This is a genomic window from Haloactinospora alba (assembly GCF_006717075.1).
Taxonomy (GTDB): Bacteria; Actinomycetota; Actinomycetes; order Streptosporangiales; family Streptosporangiaceae; genus Haloactinospora; species Haloactinospora alba.
The window spans coordinates 3,562,421-3,578,288 of sequence record NZ_VFQC01000001.1 but is presented as its reverse complement, the minus strand read 5'-3'; the positions used below and the strand labels follow the sequence as shown (position 1 = coordinate 3,578,288).

Annotated in this window: 15 protein-coding genes, 3 tRNA genes and 1 pseudogene; 15 read left to right on the top strand and 4 right to left on the bottom strand. The window is 71.1% G+C overall.

What is annotated here, in order from left to right:
* Nucleotides 1–64 precede the first annotated feature (64 nt).
* Both FHX37_RS16200 and FHX37_RS16195 read left to right on the top strand, forming a co-directional pair.
* On the top strand, nucleotides 65–436 hold the full coding sequence (locus tag FHX37_RS16200) for a winged helix-turn-helix transcriptional regulator (RefSeq protein ID WP_141924684.1): 372 nt from the start codon (nucleotides 65–67) through the stop codon (nucleotides 434–436).
* 212 nt (nucleotides 437–648) lie between these two features.
* A complete protein-coding gene (locus FHX37_RS16195; protein ID WP_141924683.1) occupies nucleotides 649–909 on the top strand; it encodes a PspC domain-containing protein in 261 nt (86 codons plus the stop codon).
* A gap of 14 nt (nucleotides 910–923) precedes the next feature.
* Here FHX37_RS16195 and FHX37_RS16190 read toward each other — a convergent pair whose 3' ends face one another.
* On the bottom strand, nucleotides 924–2,297 hold the full coding sequence (locus FHX37_RS16190) for an MFS transporter (RefSeq protein WP_394344504.1): 1,374 nt from the start codon (nucleotides 2,295–2,297) through the stop codon (nucleotides 924–926).
* A gap of 334 nt (nucleotides 2,298–2,631) precedes the next feature.
* Complete coding sequence (locus tag FHX37_RS16185; protein WP_141924682.1) at nucleotides 2,632–2,985, bottom strand: metallopeptidase family protein; 354 nt, start codon at nucleotides 2,983–2,985, stop codon at nucleotides 2,632–2,634.
* A gap of 119 nt (nucleotides 2,986–3,104) precedes the next feature.
* Between FHX37_RS16185 and FHX37_RS16180 the strand changes: the two genes are divergently transcribed.
* From FHX37_RS16180 to FHX37_RS16150, 7 genes are all read left to right on the top strand, one after another.
* Nucleotides 3,105–4,685, top strand: a complete 1,581-nt coding sequence (locus FHX37_RS16180; protein WP_394344503.1) for a metallophosphoesterase family protein — start codon at nucleotides 3,105–3,107, stop codon at nucleotides 4,683–4,685.
* Nucleotides 4,686–4,834: 149 nt separating this feature from the next.
* A tRNA-Glu gene (locus tag FHX37_RS16175) sits at nucleotides 4,835–4,907 on the top strand.
* A 116-nt stretch (nucleotides 4,908–5,023) separates the two neighbouring features.
* Nucleotides 5,024–5,098, top strand: a tRNA-Asp gene (locus FHX37_RS16170).
* Between the two features lie 26 nt (nucleotides 5,099–5,124).
* Nucleotides 5,125–5,198, top strand: a tRNA-Phe gene (locus tag FHX37_RS16165).
* A gap of 353 nt (nucleotides 5,199–5,551) precedes the next feature.
* On the top strand, nucleotides 5,552–5,929 hold the full coding sequence (locus FHX37_RS16160; RefSeq protein WP_246062412.1) for an RNA-binding S4 domain-containing protein: 378 nt from the start codon (nucleotides 5,552–5,554) through the stop codon (nucleotides 5,927–5,929).
* A 78-nt stretch (nucleotides 5,930–6,007) separates the two neighbouring features.
* Complete coding sequence (locus FHX37_RS16155; protein WP_141924681.1) at nucleotides 6,008–6,517, top strand: pyridoxamine 5'-phosphate oxidase family protein; 510 nt, start codon at nucleotides 6,008–6,010, stop codon at nucleotides 6,515–6,517.
* A gap of 53 nt (nucleotides 6,518–6,570) precedes the next feature.
* Nucleotides 6,571–8,241: an ABC-F family ATP-binding cassette domain-containing protein gene (locus FHX37_RS16150; RefSeq protein ID WP_141924680.1), complete on the top strand. Its 1,671-nt coding sequence runs from the start codon at nucleotides 6,571–6,573 to the stop codon at nucleotides 8,239–8,241.
* A gap of 10 nt (nucleotides 8,242–8,251) precedes the next feature.
* Here FHX37_RS16150 and FHX37_RS16145 read toward each other — a convergent pair whose 3' ends face one another.
* Nucleotides 8,252–8,875: an SDR family oxidoreductase gene (locus FHX37_RS16145; RefSeq protein WP_342777618.1), complete on the bottom strand. Its 624-nt coding sequence runs from the start codon at nucleotides 8,873–8,875 to the stop codon at nucleotides 8,252–8,254.
* Here FHX37_RS16145 and FHX37_RS16140 point away from each other — a divergent pair.
* The gene (locus FHX37_RS16140) at nucleotides 8,840–9,577 is read left to right on the top strand and encodes an rRNA methyltransferase (RefSeq protein WP_141924679.1); all 738 of its coding nucleotides are present in this window, start codon (nucleotides 8,840–8,842) and stop codon (nucleotides 9,575–9,577) included. The genes FHX37_RS16145 and FHX37_RS16140 overlap by 36 nt on opposite strands.
* A gap of 3 nt (nucleotides 9,578–9,580) precedes the next feature.
* Here FHX37_RS16140 and FHX37_RS16135 read toward each other — a convergent pair whose 3' ends face one another.
* Nucleotides 9,581–10,783, bottom strand: a complete 1,203-nt coding sequence (locus tag FHX37_RS16135) for an MFS transporter (protein ID WP_141924678.1) — start codon at nucleotides 10,781–10,783, stop codon at nucleotides 9,581–9,583.
* 216 nt (nucleotides 10,784–10,999) lie between these two features.
* Here FHX37_RS16135 and FHX37_RS22935 point away from each other — a divergent pair, with 216 nt between their 5' ends.
* The 5 genes and pseudogenes from FHX37_RS22935 to FHX37_RS16115 all read left to right on the top strand — a co-directional run bounded on the left by FHX37_RS22935 (nucleotide 11,000) and on the right by FHX37_RS16115 (nucleotide 15,818).
* The gene (locus FHX37_RS22935) at nucleotides 11,000–11,173 is read left to right on the top strand and encodes a hypothetical protein (protein WP_170181601.1); all 174 of its coding nucleotides are present in this window, start codon (nucleotides 11,000–11,002) and stop codon (nucleotides 11,171–11,173) included.
* Between the two features lie 318 nt (nucleotides 11,174–11,491).
* A complete protein-coding gene (locus FHX37_RS16130; protein ID WP_141924677.1) occupies nucleotides 11,492–11,800 on the top strand; it encodes a GNAT family N-acetyltransferase in 309 nt (102 codons plus the stop codon).
* 131 nt (nucleotides 11,801–11,931) lie between these two features.
* Nucleotides 11,932–13,377 carry an alanine/glycine:cation symporter family protein gene (locus FHX37_RS16125; protein WP_141924676.1) on the top strand — a complete coding sequence of 482 codons (1,446 nt, stop codon included), beginning with the start codon at nucleotides 11,932–11,934 and terminating at the stop codon, nucleotides 13,375–13,377.
* A gap of 130 nt (nucleotides 13,378–13,507) precedes the next feature.
* Nucleotides 13,508–14,401 (top strand): annotated as a pseudogene (locus FHX37_RS16120) (IS5 family transposase).
* A gap of 580 nt (nucleotides 14,402–14,981) precedes the next feature.
* Nucleotides 14,982–15,818 (top strand): ion transporter, encoded by an 837-nt coding sequence (locus FHX37_RS16115; RefSeq protein ID WP_141924675.1) that lies wholly within the window; start codon nucleotides 14,982–14,984, stop codon nucleotides 15,816–15,818.
* Nucleotides 15,819–15,868 lie beyond the last annotated feature (50 nt).

Below are 15,868 nucleotides of genomic sequence, written 5' to 3'. Positions count from 1 at the left end.
GAAGAGTAAGTTATTGGTTGCGGTTACCTGTGTCAACGGGGTTATTTTTGGTAACCTCAAAGGTATGGGTGAGAGAGCAGCAAACGAACGGCAGCCGTCCCGGCTGCGGCCCGGCGACAGCGCGTCCTGTCCCCGCTACCACGCCGCGCTGGACATCATCGGGCGCCGGTGGGCGGGGGCGATCGTGCGCGCGCTCCTGGCCGGGGAGACCCGGTTCAACGACATCGCCGCGGCCTGGCCCGCCATGTCGCACCGCGTCCTGTCCCAGCGCCTCAAGGAGCTGGAGGAGGAGGGCATCGTGCGGCGCGTCGTCCACGACGAGACCCCGGTACGGATCGAGTACCGGCTCACGGACAAGGGGGAGGCGCTCTCCGATGTGGTCGCCGAACTCAGCCGGTGGGCCGACACGTGGCTCCCGGAACACGCCCCGAACTGAGAGGCCGCCACCCCTGAGGCGCTCGCCCCCAGCGGGAGCGGCCCCCCACGCGGACACCCCGGCCCCGGACCCCGTCGCCCGCCCTCTCTCCGGTGCCCTCGGGCCGGCGGGGCGACACGCGCCGTCCGTACACCTCGGTCAGGGGTGGTTCAGGGGCGTGCCAGGGGGCTTCCCGATAGGCACGAGACGGGGTGAGGCGGCACGCTGGAGGTATGACTGAGAACTTCGAGAAGCGCAGCCTGCGCCGTAGCACCGACCAGCGTCTCCTCACCGGCGTGTGCGGCGGAATCGGGGAGTTCCTCGGCGTGGACGCCAACCTCGTCCGGCTGGTGTTCGCCGTGTTCACCTTCTTCGTCGGCAGCGGTGTCCTGCTGTACATCATCGCGTGGCTGGTGATGCCGGAACGCGGCGCCGACGCGTCGCTGCTGGAACGCCTCATCCGCAACGCCCAGGGCCGGCAGGACAACGTCTGAGGTCCGAGGGCCGCTCACCCGGTCTCCTCCTCCGTCGCGTCCATCGCCGCTATCGCCCCGTCGCACCACCGGGACCAGGACAGGGCCAACCCGAGGGCGCACACCACACCGAGCACGCCCGCGACGGTGACGATGGTGTGGGTCGCCACGGTCTCGGCGAGAACGCTCGCCAGGGCGATACCGATCCCCTGGGCAGCCTGCAATCCCGCCGCGACGAGACCGAACGCCAGGCCGCGCCCGTCGGCGGGAACGCACAGCACGAACGCCGCGTTCGCGACGAACTGGTAGGCGGCGGTCATACCGGAAATCATCAACAGCACCACCACCAGCCACAGGGGCGGGTGGAGGAACCAGACGGTGAGCGGCAGCGACGCGGCCACCGCCAGCGGGCCCAGCATCCGCATCCGCGTGTGCGGCGTGACCAGTCGGGTCAGCACGAAACCACCCACGACGGCGCCCATGGACGGACCGGCCATGATCAGGCTGGCGGTCACCGCGCCGCCGCCCATCTCGTCGGCCAGGGGGTTGGCGAGCCCGTAGGGAACCATGTACAGGCCGGCCAACCAGGCGAGAAGGCCGAGCGTGCGCAGCCGGGGATCGCGGAACACGAGCTGGGTCCCGTCCCGGGTCATCCGCCACAGGCCGGGACCCGCGTCCCCGTCGGGCCGCGGGGAGGGGCGTGCGCGCACCCCCACGTAGATGATGAGACCCGACACCAGGAACGTCAGCCCGTTGTACATGACGGCCGAGTTCGGGCCGATCATGGCGACGACCCACCCTCCGCTGAGCAGGCCCACCAGGGTCCCCGCCTGGGAGGTGATATTGATGATGGCCGACCCGGCGATGTAACGCTCCCCCTGGACGACCTCGGTGAGGAGCGCCGCCCGGGCAGCGCTGAACGGCACCAGGGGCAGTATCGAGGCGAACAGCAGGGCCCAGATACCCCACAGGGGCAGTCCGGGTATGCCGATCCCGGAGACGAGCACCGCCCGGGTTATGTCGCTGACCAGCAGCACGCGCCGGCGCGGGAACAGGTCGGCCAGCCCGGAGAGGAGAGGGCCGCCGACGATCTGGGGCAGGAAGGTCAGGGCCATGGTGACCCCGGCCGCCATCGCGGAGGAGGTCTGCTGGTACACCAGCACCGTCACCGCGAGGTTGAGGAGGTAGTTCCCCGTCATCGACAGGGCGTGGGCGAGCCACATCGCCTGGAACTCGCGCACGCGCACCACCTCGCGGTAGCCGCGGCGCCAGTCCGACAGCGGAGCGGGCTGTTCCCGGGCGTCAGTGTCGTCGGAAACGGTCGCGGGGTCGGTGGGGGGAGAGTCAGCGTCCTGTTCGTCGTGCGGTGGGGGGCAGATTGTGTGGTCGTCCGCACGCGGTTGGTCCACCCGGCGGCTCCCTTACTGGTCCGCATCTGATAACGCTCAGTCGTTAACTTATGACCCAGAGTCTGTTATCGGGATGCGTTTCGCAAGCGGTTCACCGGAATTCAACCCGGGCGTAACCACATCCGACCGGTACGAGCGAGACATTTCCCGGTAGGCCGGGAGCGTTGCCGTGCTGCGGGCCTGGGCATGTTTTTCGGACGCTGTTCGTCGCGAGCGGCGTCTCCGGTGCCGTCCGGCACGGCAGCGAGGGGGGGGAGGCGGAGCGGCCCCTCCGTCGACCGACGGGAACGCCGCCGGGGCGACGCGCGGCAGGACGAGCGTCCGAAAACAGGACCTACCCCCACCCGAGCTCGTGCAGCCGGGCGTCGTCGATACCGAAATGGTGCGCGATCTCGTGTACGACGGTGACGCGTACCTCGGTGACGACCTGTTCGGCGGTGTCGCAGATCCGGCAGATCTCCCGCCAGTAGAGGGAGATCTGGTCGGGCAGGAACCCGGCGTAGCCCTCCCCGCGCTCGGTGAGGGGAACCCCCTCGTACAGTCCGAGCAGGCCCGGCTGCGGCGGGTCCTCCTCGACCGTGATGACGACGTTGTCCATGAACCGGGTCAGCTCGGTCGGAATGGTGTCGAGGGCGTCACCGACGAGCTCTTCGAACTGGGTACGGGATAGTTCCACCACGCCCCGCATTGTGCGCCCGCGCCCCGCCACGGCGATACCGGCACCGTGCGGCGGCCTCGGAGGCTGCGACGCGCGACGGGCGTTGTCACACCGGAGGTACCAGGCATCATGGACGCGTGTTCCCACGCGTGCGATCGATACGGGACGTTGTCCGGTGGCGCCGCCTGTCCGGTTGGGCCGCCCGTGTCCGCGGCTGGATCTCCCGCGTACGGCGCGGCCGTCTGTGGCGGGGCGCGGCCGTGGTGGGCGCGGGTCTGGCCGGCGGGTGGCTGGGACTCGTGCTGGGGGGCCAGGTGCTCACCCCGATCGGCCCCGCCGACGTCGACCTCAGTATGCGGCCGAGCTGGAACGGGGAGACCGTCGTCAACGTGGCGCCGTTGGGAACCCTCCAGTTCGACACGCACTCCGCCCCGTTGCGGATGAAGGCCAACGTCGCGGAGATCCGGCTGGACGCCGCCGAACGGATGTTCCAGAACCCGGACGACATCAGCCGCATCTCCGAACAGGTGGGCTCCGACCTGCGCGACGGCGTCATACGGCTGTTCGTGCGTTCCGGAGTGACCGCCGTCCTGGGGGCGGCCGGCGGTGCGCTGCTGGTGTTCCGGGACCGGCGACGTGCCGGGTGGAGCGCGGTGACCGCGTTGGTGACGTTCGCCTCGGCGTCGGGGATGGCCGCGGCGACGTTCAACCCCAGCTCCATCGCCGAACCCCGCTACTCGGGGCTGCTCGCGGGCGCCCCCCAGGTGGTGGGCAGCGTCGAGGACGCCGTCAGCCGGTTCTCCGAGTACCAGGAGCAGCTGGCGGGTCTTATGGGAAACGTCTCACAACTGTACGAGGCGACGTCCACGCTGCCGGTCTACGAGGACGACAGTTCGACGATCCGTGTGCTGCACGTCTCGGACATCCACCTCAACCCGGCCGCCTGGAACGTCATCGGCTCCCTCCAGGAGGAGTTCCAGGCGGACTTCGTGGTCGACACCGGCGACCTCACCGACCGGGGGAGCACGGCCGAGGACACGTTCGCCGAGGAGATCTCCGGTATCGACGCCCCCTACGTGTGGGTTCGGGGGAGGCAGGACTCCCAGGGAACCCAGCGTGCGGTGGCGGCGCAGGACAACGCCGTCGTCCTCGACGGGGAGGTTCGCGAGGTCGGTGGTCTCACGCTGTACGGGGCGGGGGATCCGCGGTTCGCTCCGGACCGGACGCGGGACAACCCCAGCGCGGAGGAGGTCGCCCGAATCGGGGCCGAGCAGGCCCGTTCCATCGCCGGCGCCGAACCCCCGGTCGACGTCAGCGTGCTGCACGACCAAGTGCAGGGCCGGGCGTTCAGCGGTGAGGTGCCGCTGGTGTTGGCGGGCAGCGAGCACCAGCGCTCCACCGAGGTGGCGGACACGGGAACGCGGTTCTTCGTGCAGGGGTCGACCGGTGGCGCCGGCCTGAGCGGGTTGGAGCAGGACTCCGACGAGCCCACGCCGTACGAGGCGTCGGTGCTGTACTTCGACGCCGAGACGAAACGCCTGCAGGCGTGGGACAACGTGACACTGGGCGGGGTCGGCCTCACCTCGGCGCAGATCGAGCGCCACATCGCGGAGAACCCGGACCGGGAGATCACCCCGGCCTCCCCGCCTCCGGTGACTCCCTCCTCGCCGTCACCGCCGTCCTCGCCTCCGGATGCCACGAGCGGGGAGGCGTCCCGGCCGCCCTCCTGAGCTGCGGTTCCGTTCCCGCCGTGGGGAGGGGTGCGCTGCGGGAGCCCGCCGCCGGTCCTATTGTTTTGGCATCGGAGGCGGATCTGCTCTATGCTTAACACGTCCCCGACGGCAGGCGAAGTGGGAATGACGGCTCGTTCGTCGTCGAGGCCCCCATCGTCTAGTGGCCTAGGACGCCGCCCTTTCAAGGCGGTAACGCCGGTTCGAATCCGGTTGGGGGTACAGGCTCCGGCCGAAGCACTGCTCAGGATGTGGCAGGATGGTGGAGGAACGGAGCGCGGGACGCGGAACACCGTGTAGGATCGGGTGAGCCGCGGAACGCGGAAAAAAGAAAACAAGGTCCTGTGGAGCAGTGAGGAGTGCTCGCCACCCTGTCAAGGTGGAGGTCGCGGGTTCAAATCCCGTCAGGACCGCTCAGCACATGAGAGAGTGTGCCTGGGGCCAGGTAGCTCAGTAGGTACGAGCGTCCGCCTGAAAAGCGGAAGGTCGGCGGTTCGACCCCGCCCCTGGCCACCTCCCTGAGTAGTAGGGAAGCCCGGAGCCGGAAGGCGCCGGGCTTTTTTCGTGTCCGCAGTGCGGTGTCTCGCGTTCGGTTCCCCTCCAGACTCCCCGCGGTCGGTACCGGTCGGGTCGACCGCAGTCGGCCGGCGGCGGTCAACGACACGTCCTTCCCGGCACTTGGGGAAGGCAGGCGTGACGGCGCTCTACTGGGAGCGCAAGGGGTGGTGCGGCTACAGTGCACAGTGGGAACTCCAGTGACGAGTCCCGTCGCCGTCGCTGAACAAGGAGCAACCGTGCAGGACGCGGGACAGCCGCCAGCAGGCACCTCACAGGACTCGGGCGAGGCCGGACGGCCGGCCCGGCCCCTGCCGCCCGGTCTGGACAGCACCCGGGCGGACCGTTGGCTGTGGGCGGTACGGCTCACCAAGACCCGCGCGGAGGCCGCCGAGGCGTGCCGCGGCGGGCACGTGCGCGTGAACGACCGCACCGCCAAACCCGCGACGTCGGTGAACGTCGGCGACACGGTCCGGGTGCGGGTCCACGGGACGACCAGGACCGTCGTGGTGACGCACGTCATCGACAAACGCGTGGGCGCGCCGCTCGCCGTGCGGTGCTACACCGACCACACCCCTCCCGCTCCCGCCCAACCGCCCCAACCGGTGGCGCGCCGGGCACGCGGCGCAGGCCGCCCCACCAAACGCGAACGCCGCCAGCTCGACCGGTTCCGGTTCCACGGCGAGTGACCTGGTACCCGCGGGGCCGTCCGGGTGGCCGGTCCCGCCGGACGGCCCCCGGACGGCGACGCGGACTACCGTGTCGGCATGGAGAACTACGCTGAGGCGGCCGAGGCGGCATCCCTCCTCGGGCTCGCCGTGGAGCGGCTGCGCGCCGTCCCGTTCGGCACAGTCGTCACAGTGGGCGAGGGGGAGCCCCACGCCCGGCTCGTGCAGCACCTCGCCGTCGAGGAGGACGGCACCGTGTGGGTGGGAGCCAGTCCCCGTTCCCGCAAGGTGGCCGACGTGCGGCGGGATCCCCGCGTGGCTTACGCGGTGGAGGACCGGGACGCCTTCGGTTACGTGACGGCCCAGGCGGACGCCGAGATCGTGGACGACCCGCGGGAGCGGGCCCGCCGGTGGGAGGAGGGGCTGGCCGCGTTCTTCCCGGCCGGACCCCACGGCGACGACTTCGTGCTGCTGCGCCTGGTGCCGTACCGCGTCGAGGTCATGGACTTCGCCCGCGGAGTCCACCCCGACCCGTACGGGCTGGTGCCGGCGGTGATCGAGCGGACCGCGGACGGGAGGTGGGCGCGGCGCCCGGCGCAGCGCGACTGACGGGTGGGAAAACGGTTCGACCGGACCCCGCGTCCGCGGGCATAGTTTCCGGCATGGGTCATATCGACGTCTCCGGTGTCGGATTCCAGCTGCCCAACGGGCAGATGCTGCTGGACGAGGTGTCGTTCCGGGTCGGCGACGGGATGAAAGCCGTCCTCGTCGGCGTGAACGGCAGCGGCAAGACGACGCTGATGCGCATCGTCGCCGGGGATGAGACACCGTCGTCCGGGACGGTGACCCGCAGCGGCCGGGTGGGGGTGATGCGCCAGTTCATCGGCTCGCACGCCACCGCCACGGAGGAGTCCGACGGGGTGAGCACGCCCCTGTCGTCCGGCGCCACGGTGCGGGACCTGCTGCTGTCCGTCTCCGCGGAACCGCTGCGCAGGGCCGCGCGGGAGCTCGACGCGGCCGAGCTGGCCATGATGGACAGCGACGCCGAACAGGTGCAGCTGCGCTACGCCCAGGCGCTGGCGGACTGGTCCGAGGTGGGCGGCCACGACGCCGAGGTGTTGTGGGACGTGTGCACCGTCGCCGCGTTCGGGGTGCCGTTCTCCCGCGCGCACCACCGCGAGCTCGGGACGCTGTCCGGCGGGGAGCAGAAACGGCTGGTGCTGGAGGCGCTGCTGCGCGGCCCCGACGAGGTGCTGCTGCTGGATGAGCCCGACAACTTTCTGGACGTTCCCGGGAAGCAGTGGTTGGAGGAGCAGCTCCGCGCCACCGCCAAGACGGTGCTGTTCATCAGCCACGACCGCGAGGTCCTGGACCGCACCGCCACCCACGTCATCACCCTGGAGGGCGGGACCGGAATGGGGAACTCCGCCTGGGTGCACGGCGGCGGTTTCGCCGGCTACCACGAGGCCCGGGAGCAGCGGCACGAGCGGTTCGAGGAGCTGCGCCGCCGGTGGGACGAGCGCCACGCCCAACTGCGCGATCTGGTGCAGGAGCTGCGCAACAAGGCCCACGCCAACGACTCCATGGCCAGCCGCTACCGGGCGGCGTTGACGCGGCTGCGCAAGTTCGAGGAGATCGGTCCGCCCCCGGAACCGCCCCGGCCGCAGAACCTGGCGATGCGGCTGCGGGGCGGGCGCACGGGCCGCCGCGCGGTGATGTGCCGCGACCTGGAACTCACCGGGCTGATGCGGCCGTTCTCGCTGGAGGTGTTCTTCGGCGACCGGGTGGCGGTGCTGGGTTCCAACGGGTCGGGCAAGTCGCACTTCCTGGGGCTGCTGGCCGACCCGGACAGTGTGTCCCACACCGGCGAGGCGCGTCTGGGGGCGCGTGTGGTGCCGGGGCACTTCGCCCAGACCCACAACCACCCGGAGTGGGCCGGCCGCACCCTCGCCGCGATCCTCGCCGAGGAGTACTCGCTGCCGCTGGACCGGGCCGCTCCGGCGCTGCACCGCTACGAGCTGGTGCACCAGCGCGAGCAGCGCTTCGGCACCCTGTCAGGCGGCCAGCAGGCCCGGTTCCAGATCCTGCTGCTGGAACTGTCCGGCGCGACGATGCTGTTGCTGGACGAGCCCACCGACAACCTCGACGTGGAGTCCGCCGAGGCGCTGGAGTCGGCGCTGGGGGCGTTCGAGGGGACCGTGTTCGCCGTCACCCACGACCGGTGGTTCGCGCGTTCCTTCGACCGCTACCTCGTGTTCGGCGCCTCCGGGGAGGTGTACGAGTCGGACACTCCGGTGTGGGACGAGGGCCGGGTGCGGCGGGAGCGTGCCTGACCGGGATGCCTCACCCGCCGCGCGGGCGCCAGCGCCCGAACCCGCCCTCGCTGTTGATGACCTGGCCGGTGACCCACCGCGCCTCGTCGGTGGCGAGCCACGCGATGAGTCGTGCCGGGTCGTCGGGTCGGCCGAAGCGGCCGAACGGGAACATGGGCGCGATCGACCGCCGCGCCTGGTTGGTGAGGTGGCCGGTATCGACCGGGCCGGGGTTGATCGTGTTCAGCCGGATCCCCTGCTCGGCGAGCTGGTCAGCGAGTGTGACGGTGATCCCGGCCAGGGCGGACTTCGCGGCGGCGTAGGCGACCTCTCCCGGAAGCGGACCGAGGTGCTGGCCGGACGTCAGCAGCGTGACGGCACCGCCGGGGCGGGCGTCGTGCTGGCCGGCGAACGCCTGGGTGAGCAGGACGCAGGAGCGGGCGTCCACGGCCCAGTGGCGGTCCAGCCGGGCGGCGTCCAGTCCGCCCAGCGCCGCGTCGTCTTTCGGACCCGGTGGGGACGCCGATGGTGGGGCTTTCCGGGATGGCCGTGGTCCGCGGATACGATCGGACCGCCCCGCCCGGCGGGGCGGTCGAGAGAACCAGTGGGAGACGGGGGCATGGGTTACCGGTACGCGAGGCAGCGCGCCGACCACACCGACCTGGCGCAGGGGTGCGTGCTGCGTTCCGCGCCCGGATATCCCGGGTTTCCGGTGCGGTTCGCGAGCGAGCTGCTGCAACGGGCGGCGGCGCGGGTGGAGCACGACGGGCCGGTGGGAATGTGGGACCCGTGCTGCGGCAGCGGGTACCTGGCGACGGTGCTGGGGCTGCTGCACCGCGAGCGGTTGGCCCGCGTCCTCGCCTCGGACGTCGACGCCGACGCCGTCGCGGTGGCCGAGCGCAACCTCGACCTGCTGGCGGAGGGCGGTCTGCGACGCCGGGAACGGGAACTGCGTGCCGACGCGGAGCGGTTCGGCAAACCCGCCCTCACCGAACGGGCCGAGGCCGCCCGCAGGCTCGCCGGGCGGTTCTCGCGGGCGGGCGGTGCCCTGCCGGCGGTGGTGCGCCGCCAGGACGCGTTCGCGCCCGATCCGCCGGACGTCCCGGTCGACGTGGTGCTCACGGACGTTCCCTACGGCGGGCTCAGCCAGTGGCGGGGCTTGGCGCCCGCGGAGACCGAACCGGCCGTGTCCCTGATGGCGGCCCTGGCGTCCGTGCTGCCGGGAGGCGCGGTGGTGGGGGTGACGGCCCGCACGCGCAAGGTGCCCCTGCCCGCGGGCGTGTCCCCGCTGGAGCGGGTGCGGGTGGGCAACCGGGCGGCGGTGCTCGTGCGGGCCGCGGACGTGGCCGGTGGGTGAGGATCAGCCGGTGCGGGCGAACGCGCGTGAGGCGTACAGCGCGGTGCCGAGCGCGGTGACCGAGAGGAGGACGAACCCGATGGTGTAGGCCCCGGTGGTCTGATAGATCACACCCATGAGCAGCGGTGGGACGTATCCGCCGAGTCCGCCGGCGGCGCCGACGAGACCGCCGACCGTGCCGACCCGGGACGGTTCCACGACCGCGGCGAGCAGGGCGAAGACACTCCCGGAGCCCAGCCCCAGCGCGACCGCGATGAGGACGAAGGACACGCCGGCCGGGAGCTCCGCGGGCGGGTGGAGGGACAGGGGCACCGCGAACACGCAGGTGCCCAGGAAGGAGGCGGTGCACACCCGGGCCGGGCCGATCCGGTCGGACAGGGCACCGCCGAGGGGGCGGGCGAGGACGGCGGCCAGGGAGAACCCGGCGGTGCGCAGTCCCGCCTCGCTCTGGGTGAAGTGGTACGCGGTGGTCAGCAGGGTCGGCAGGTAGGTGGAGAAGGCGACGAACCCGCCGAACGCGATCGCGTACAGCAGGGACATCCGCCACGTCACCCGCCGGCGCAGGGCCTCGCCCATCCGCGGTAGCGCCGACTGCGCGCTGGGGCGCCAGTCGGGCGGGTTGCGGCCGAACACCCAGGTGACGGTTCCCATGGCGGCCAGGGCCACCCCCATGGCGACGTGGGTGGCCGGCAGACCGACCGTCTCCACGAGCCGCGGGGTGCAGAACGCGGACAGGGCCGTGCCGCCCATGCCGGCGCCGAAGACGCCGGTGGCGAACCCGCGCCGGGACGGGGCGTGCCAGGCGTTGACGAACGGGAGTCCCACCGCGAAGGATGTTCCGGCGATGCCCAGGAGGAACCCCCACACCAGCAGGAGCGGGTAGGAGTCGCCGGACAGGCCCACCAGCAGGGTGGGGACGATGCTGGCGAAGCACAGCGCCGTGAGCATGGCCCGGCCGCCGAGGCGGTCGGTGAGGATCCCGGCTGGGACGCGGCCGAGGGAACCCACGAGCACCGGGAAGGCCACCAGCAGCGACGTCTGTGCCGGGGCAAGGTCCAGTTCGCGGGTGTAGGTCCGCGACAGCGGCCCGATGAGGTTCCACGCCCAGAAGGTGAGGGTGAACGCCGCCGTCGCGAGGGCGAGGTTGGCCGCGGGGGTCGCTCGGCGGCATTCCCGGGGGCGGGTGGCCGTTCCTCCGTCGTCCATGGCGCGTTGCCTCCAGGTCTGCGGCGCGGTCCGGAACGGGCGCTGCGCGCGGAACCGTCGGATCTCTTGCTTCGTGATTGTCCGCCGCCGGCGCGGGGTGGTGTATCCCGTGTTCGCGGGAAACGCGTCTCCTCCCCGGGATCTCCGGGAACCGCCCGGAGAGGGGCGGCGCCGGTGGCACAGCGGCGCAACGCGCGGTGAGGAACTGGTTCCGCCATGGTGGATCAGCGAGGATACGAGGAGGGAGCGGCGGTGCGCTCCGCTGCGCGTGGCGGAAACGGCACCGGACCGACCGCGCGGGAGGACCACGGGCGGCGCGGCGGAGCCCGCGGCCACCGGTCGGATCGGGCAGCTACGCCCGCCCGCTGCGCGGTCGTGGCGGGAGAGTGAGAGGGCACCATGGGCGATTCCGGGGAGAACCACGGCGCCGTCGGCCGGCCGAGTTCCTCGGCCCGGTGCCCGACGCGGCCACCCGCGGTCACGAACCGGCGTCCGTGGTCCCGGCTCCGGCGCCGGGCTGTCCGCGACGCTCGTCTCCGGACCCGTTGGCGACCCGCGCTCTGCCCCGGTGGACTACCCGTTCCGTCCCGCGATCGTCCACCGGGCGCGCGACCGGCGACCGGTACGCGCCGCACGAGCCCCGCGCCAGGGGTGGTCATGACCGTCCGCGGCCGCGGACGGGGCGTCACACGCACAGGGAGGCCAACGATGGAACTGACCGTGGTCGAGGTGCCGGAGCGGGCACAGTACGTGATCCGGGACGGCTACGGTGACGCCGTGGGCCGGGTCGACTACGAGTTGGAGGGGGAGTGGATCACGCTCGCGCACACCGAGGTCAGCCCCGGCCACCGGAACCAGGGGGTCGCCGACCAGCTGGTGCGCGGGGTGATGGACGACGCGCGCACGCGCGGGCTGTCGGTGGCGCCCCGGTGCCCCTACGTTCAGGGGTGGATCCAGCACCATCCGGAGTACGCCGACCTTGTCGACGAGAGCGCCCCGGGCGGCACTGCGTTGTGAGGCCGAACATTGCTCCTGGTCACAGAACAGTTGTCATATGACAACGTATCTGGATTTAACGTGATGTTCCGGGCAGCGCAGGGTAGGCATGGTTGCCGCGTTTATCTCGGAACGAAGGAGCACACAACGTCGTGGACCAAATAAACGAATGGATCGGCACAGCGGGTGACACGTTCTGGATGTACCTGCTGATCCCCCTGCTGACCCTGGCGAGCGTGTACTTCACCGTGCGGCTGGGCGCTGTCCAGGTGCGGCTGTTGCCGGACATGTTCCGCCAGTTGTTCAGCACCCCGGAGACAGCGCCGGACGGGAAGAAGGCGATCTCCTCCTTCCAGGCGTTCGCCATCTCGGCCGCCACCCGGGTGGGAACCGGCAACGTCGTCGGCGTCGCGGGTGCGATCGCCATCGGGGGGCCGGGAGCGGTCCTGTGGATGTGGCTGATGGGGTTGCTCGTCGGCGCGGCGAGCTTCGTCGAGTCCACCCTGGGGCAGCTCTACAAGGTCCGGGAGTCGACCGGTTACCGGGGCGGACCCGCCTACTACATGCAGCGCGGACTGCGCTCCCGGTGGATGGGGGTGCTGTTCGCGATCCTCATCACCATCACCTTCGGGTTCGTGTTCAGCGCGGTGCAGAGCAACACGATCTCGGGGGCACTGAACACCTCGATGGAGCAGGCCACCGGTGACGAGCTCGCGTTCGGCCTGAAACCCCTGGTGGGCGCGCTCCTGGTCGCGATGGCCGGGCTGGTGATCTTCGGCGGCGTGCGGCGGATCGCGCACGTGGCCCAGACCCTGGTGCCGTTCATGGCACTGTTCTACATCCTCATCGGGCTGGCCGCCATCGCGTTGAACGTCAACCAGGTCCCCGCCATGTTCGGGCAGATCGTGCAGGGCGCGCTCGGGGTCGAACAGTTCGCCGGTGCCGCGGTCGGTACGGTGCTGGTGGAAGGCGTCCGTCGCGGCATGTTCTCCAACGAGGCCGGGATGGGCTCCGCCCCCAACGCCGGAGCCACGGCCTCGGTCAGCCACCCGGTGAAGCAGGGACTGGTGCAGACCCTGGGCGTGTACTTCGACACCCTGATCATCTGCTCCGTGACGGCGTTCGTGATCCTGGTGTCCAACCCCACCTACGGTGAGGAGCGCGGCCCGGTGATGACCCAGGAGGCGATGCAGGCGAGCCTGGGTACCTGGTCGCTGCACGCGCTCACGGTGATCCTGCTGCTGCTCGCGTTCAGCTCCATGCTGGGCAACTACTACTACGGCGAGGCCAACGTCCGCTTCATGGCCGACCGCAAGCCCCTGGTGCGGGGGTACCAGTTCGTCTTCCTGGCGGCGGTGTTCCTCGGGGCCATCGGCAAGGTGGACGTGGTCTGGACCCTGGCCGACAGCACGATGGGCTTCATGGCGCTGGTGAACCTCCTCGCCCTGGTCCTGCTCAGCGGTGTGACCTCGCTGATGCTCAAGGACTACGTCACCCAGCTGAAGCAGGGCCGGGACCCGGTGTTCACCCGGGACCGGATTCCGGGTCTGCAGGGTGTGGAGTGCTGGGATCCGGAGGAGGAGAAGAGCAGGAGCTAGGTCCTGTTTAAGAAGTCCGGCTTGTCCTGCTTCTCCGGCATGTCGGGGCTGCGCATGAGCGAGGTCTCCGGTAGATGGGACAACGACCAAGCAGCCCATCTACACGGAGACCTCGGTGGCCAGGGTATCGATCGGAGGACGCAACGATCTCACCGACAAGCAGTGGCGCGTGCTCGAACCGCTGCTGCCCGCCAGGAGCGGACGCGGAAAGCCGCCCACATGGAGCCGCCGCCAACTGCTGGACGGCATCCGCTGGCGCACCCGCATCGGCGCGCCCTAGCGCGACGTGCCCGAACGCTACGGCCACTGGCAATCGGTCTACCACCTGCTGCGGACCTGGCAGCGCGCCGGGATCTGGACACTGATCGCGGCGAAACTGCGGGCCTGGGCCGATACGGCCGGGCTCATCGACTGGCGGGTCTCGGTCGACTCCACGACGTGCCGGGCCCACCCCCACGCCGCCGGCGCCCGCCGCACCCCCTACGACCAGGTCGAACCGCCCGGGGACGAACCCCGCGACCACGCACTGGGACGCTCGCGCGGCGGGTGGGGCACCAAGCTCCACCTCGCCGGAGAGCAGGGCCGCAAACCCCTGGCGGTGGTGGTGGGCGCCGGCCACCGCGGCGACAGCCCGCAGTTCGCGCGAGTGCTGGAGCGCATCCGCGTGGCCCGCCCGGGGCCAGGGCGCCCGCGCACCCGGCCCGACCGCGTGCTGGCCGACAAGGCCTACTCCTCCCGGAGCAATCGCGCCTACCTACGGCGCAGGAAGATCCCCGCGACCATCGCCGAGCCCGCCGACCAGCGGGCCCACCGCAAAGCCCGGGGGTCGGCGGGCGGCCGGCCGCCCGCTTTCGATGCCCGGGCCTATCGGGACCGCCATGCGGTGGAGTGCGGCGTAGGGCTGCTCAAGCAATTCCGCGCGGTGGCCACGCGCTACGACAAGCTCGCCCTGCGCTACGAGGCCACGGTCCACATCGCCGTGATCGACATCTGGCTACGCGACCTCGCAACAACACCTTCTTAAACACGGCCTAGTCCCCCTCCGGTCCGTGCCCCCAGCGGGACCGGTGGAACAGTCGGCGGTGCCCTTTCCGACCGGAAAGGGCACCGCTTTTTCGGTTGTTCGCCAATGGTCGGCACGGACGGTGGGGCGGGTGTCGTCCGTGGTGAATTCCCGCTGCCGCGCACCGTGTTTCCCGGGCGGAGCAGAAGAATTGCCGGGACGGCCGCGTGTTCGGGGCTGTGGGCGGCTTCCGAAAATCTCCGCGAAGCGTCCGGAACCGGGTTTTCTCGGTGAAAATGACATGCAACGCCGGGCGTGATAATTGTTTCCCGACGCGCATCGTTCTCGGGCGAAAGGGATTCCCCGTCCTCCGGTTCGTGTGCTGTGCGCGTTCGTCGCCCGTGGACAGGGGAACCGGATCGGCGCGACGCGCTCCCGCCCGCCCGGCCGCGGGAACCGGCCCCGCGGAGCCGGGGACGGCAGCCACGTGCCCGCCCGGGAGCGGCAGGGGCCCGCCGCGGCCGCCGCTGTCCCCGTCCCGTCGAACCCCAGGCCCGAGCGTCGCTCCCACCCCCTCGACCCACCACCGGAGCCCGCACCGTTGTCCACGCGCGACCGCCTCAGCAGTGCCGTCAACGCCCCCTGGTTCCAGACCACCATCACCGTCCTCATCCTGGTGAACGCGCTGGTTCTGGGACTGGAGACCTCACCGCGGCTCATGGCGGACTACGGGCGCCTGCTCCACCTGGTGGACATGGCCGTCCTCGCGGCGTTCGTGCTGGAACTCTCCCTGCGGATCGCCGCCCACCGCTGGACCTTCTTCAGTGACCCGTGGAACTGGTTCGACCTCGTCGTGGTGCTCATCGCGCTGCTGCCGGACTGGGGGCCGTTCGGGGTGCTGCGGGTTCTGCGGGTGCTGCGGGTGCTGCGGCTCCTGTCCGTCATCCCCACGCTGCGGCATGTGGTGACCGGACTGTTCAAGGCGATGCCGGGGATGGTGTCCATCCTGTTCCTGCTCGCCCTGCTGCTGTACGTCGCCGCGGTCATGGCCACGAACCTGTTCCGCGTGACCGCGCCCCAGTACTTCGGGGACCTTCCCTCCTCCCTGTTCACGCTGTTCCAGATCATGACGGGCGACAGCTGGGGGAAGGTGGCGCGGGAGGTCATGACGGACCAGCCCGCGGCGTGGGTGTTCTTCGTCGGCTACATCCTGGCGTCCTCGTTCGTGGCCCTGAACCTCTTCATCGCGGTGGCGGTGGAGGCGCTGGAACACGACGCCAACACCCGGACCGGCGGGGAGGGCCAGCAGGAGCCCCCGCAGCAGGACCGGGACCTCCTGTTGGAGGAACTGCGCGCCCTGCGCGCCGAGGTCGCCGCGATGCGCTCCGAACGTGCCGCCGACCGGCGGTCGGAGCCCCCTGTCGCGGACCCGTGCTGACCGACGGCGGGTGTTGGCGGCGGCGCCGAATCGCTAGTGTTCTGGGTCAC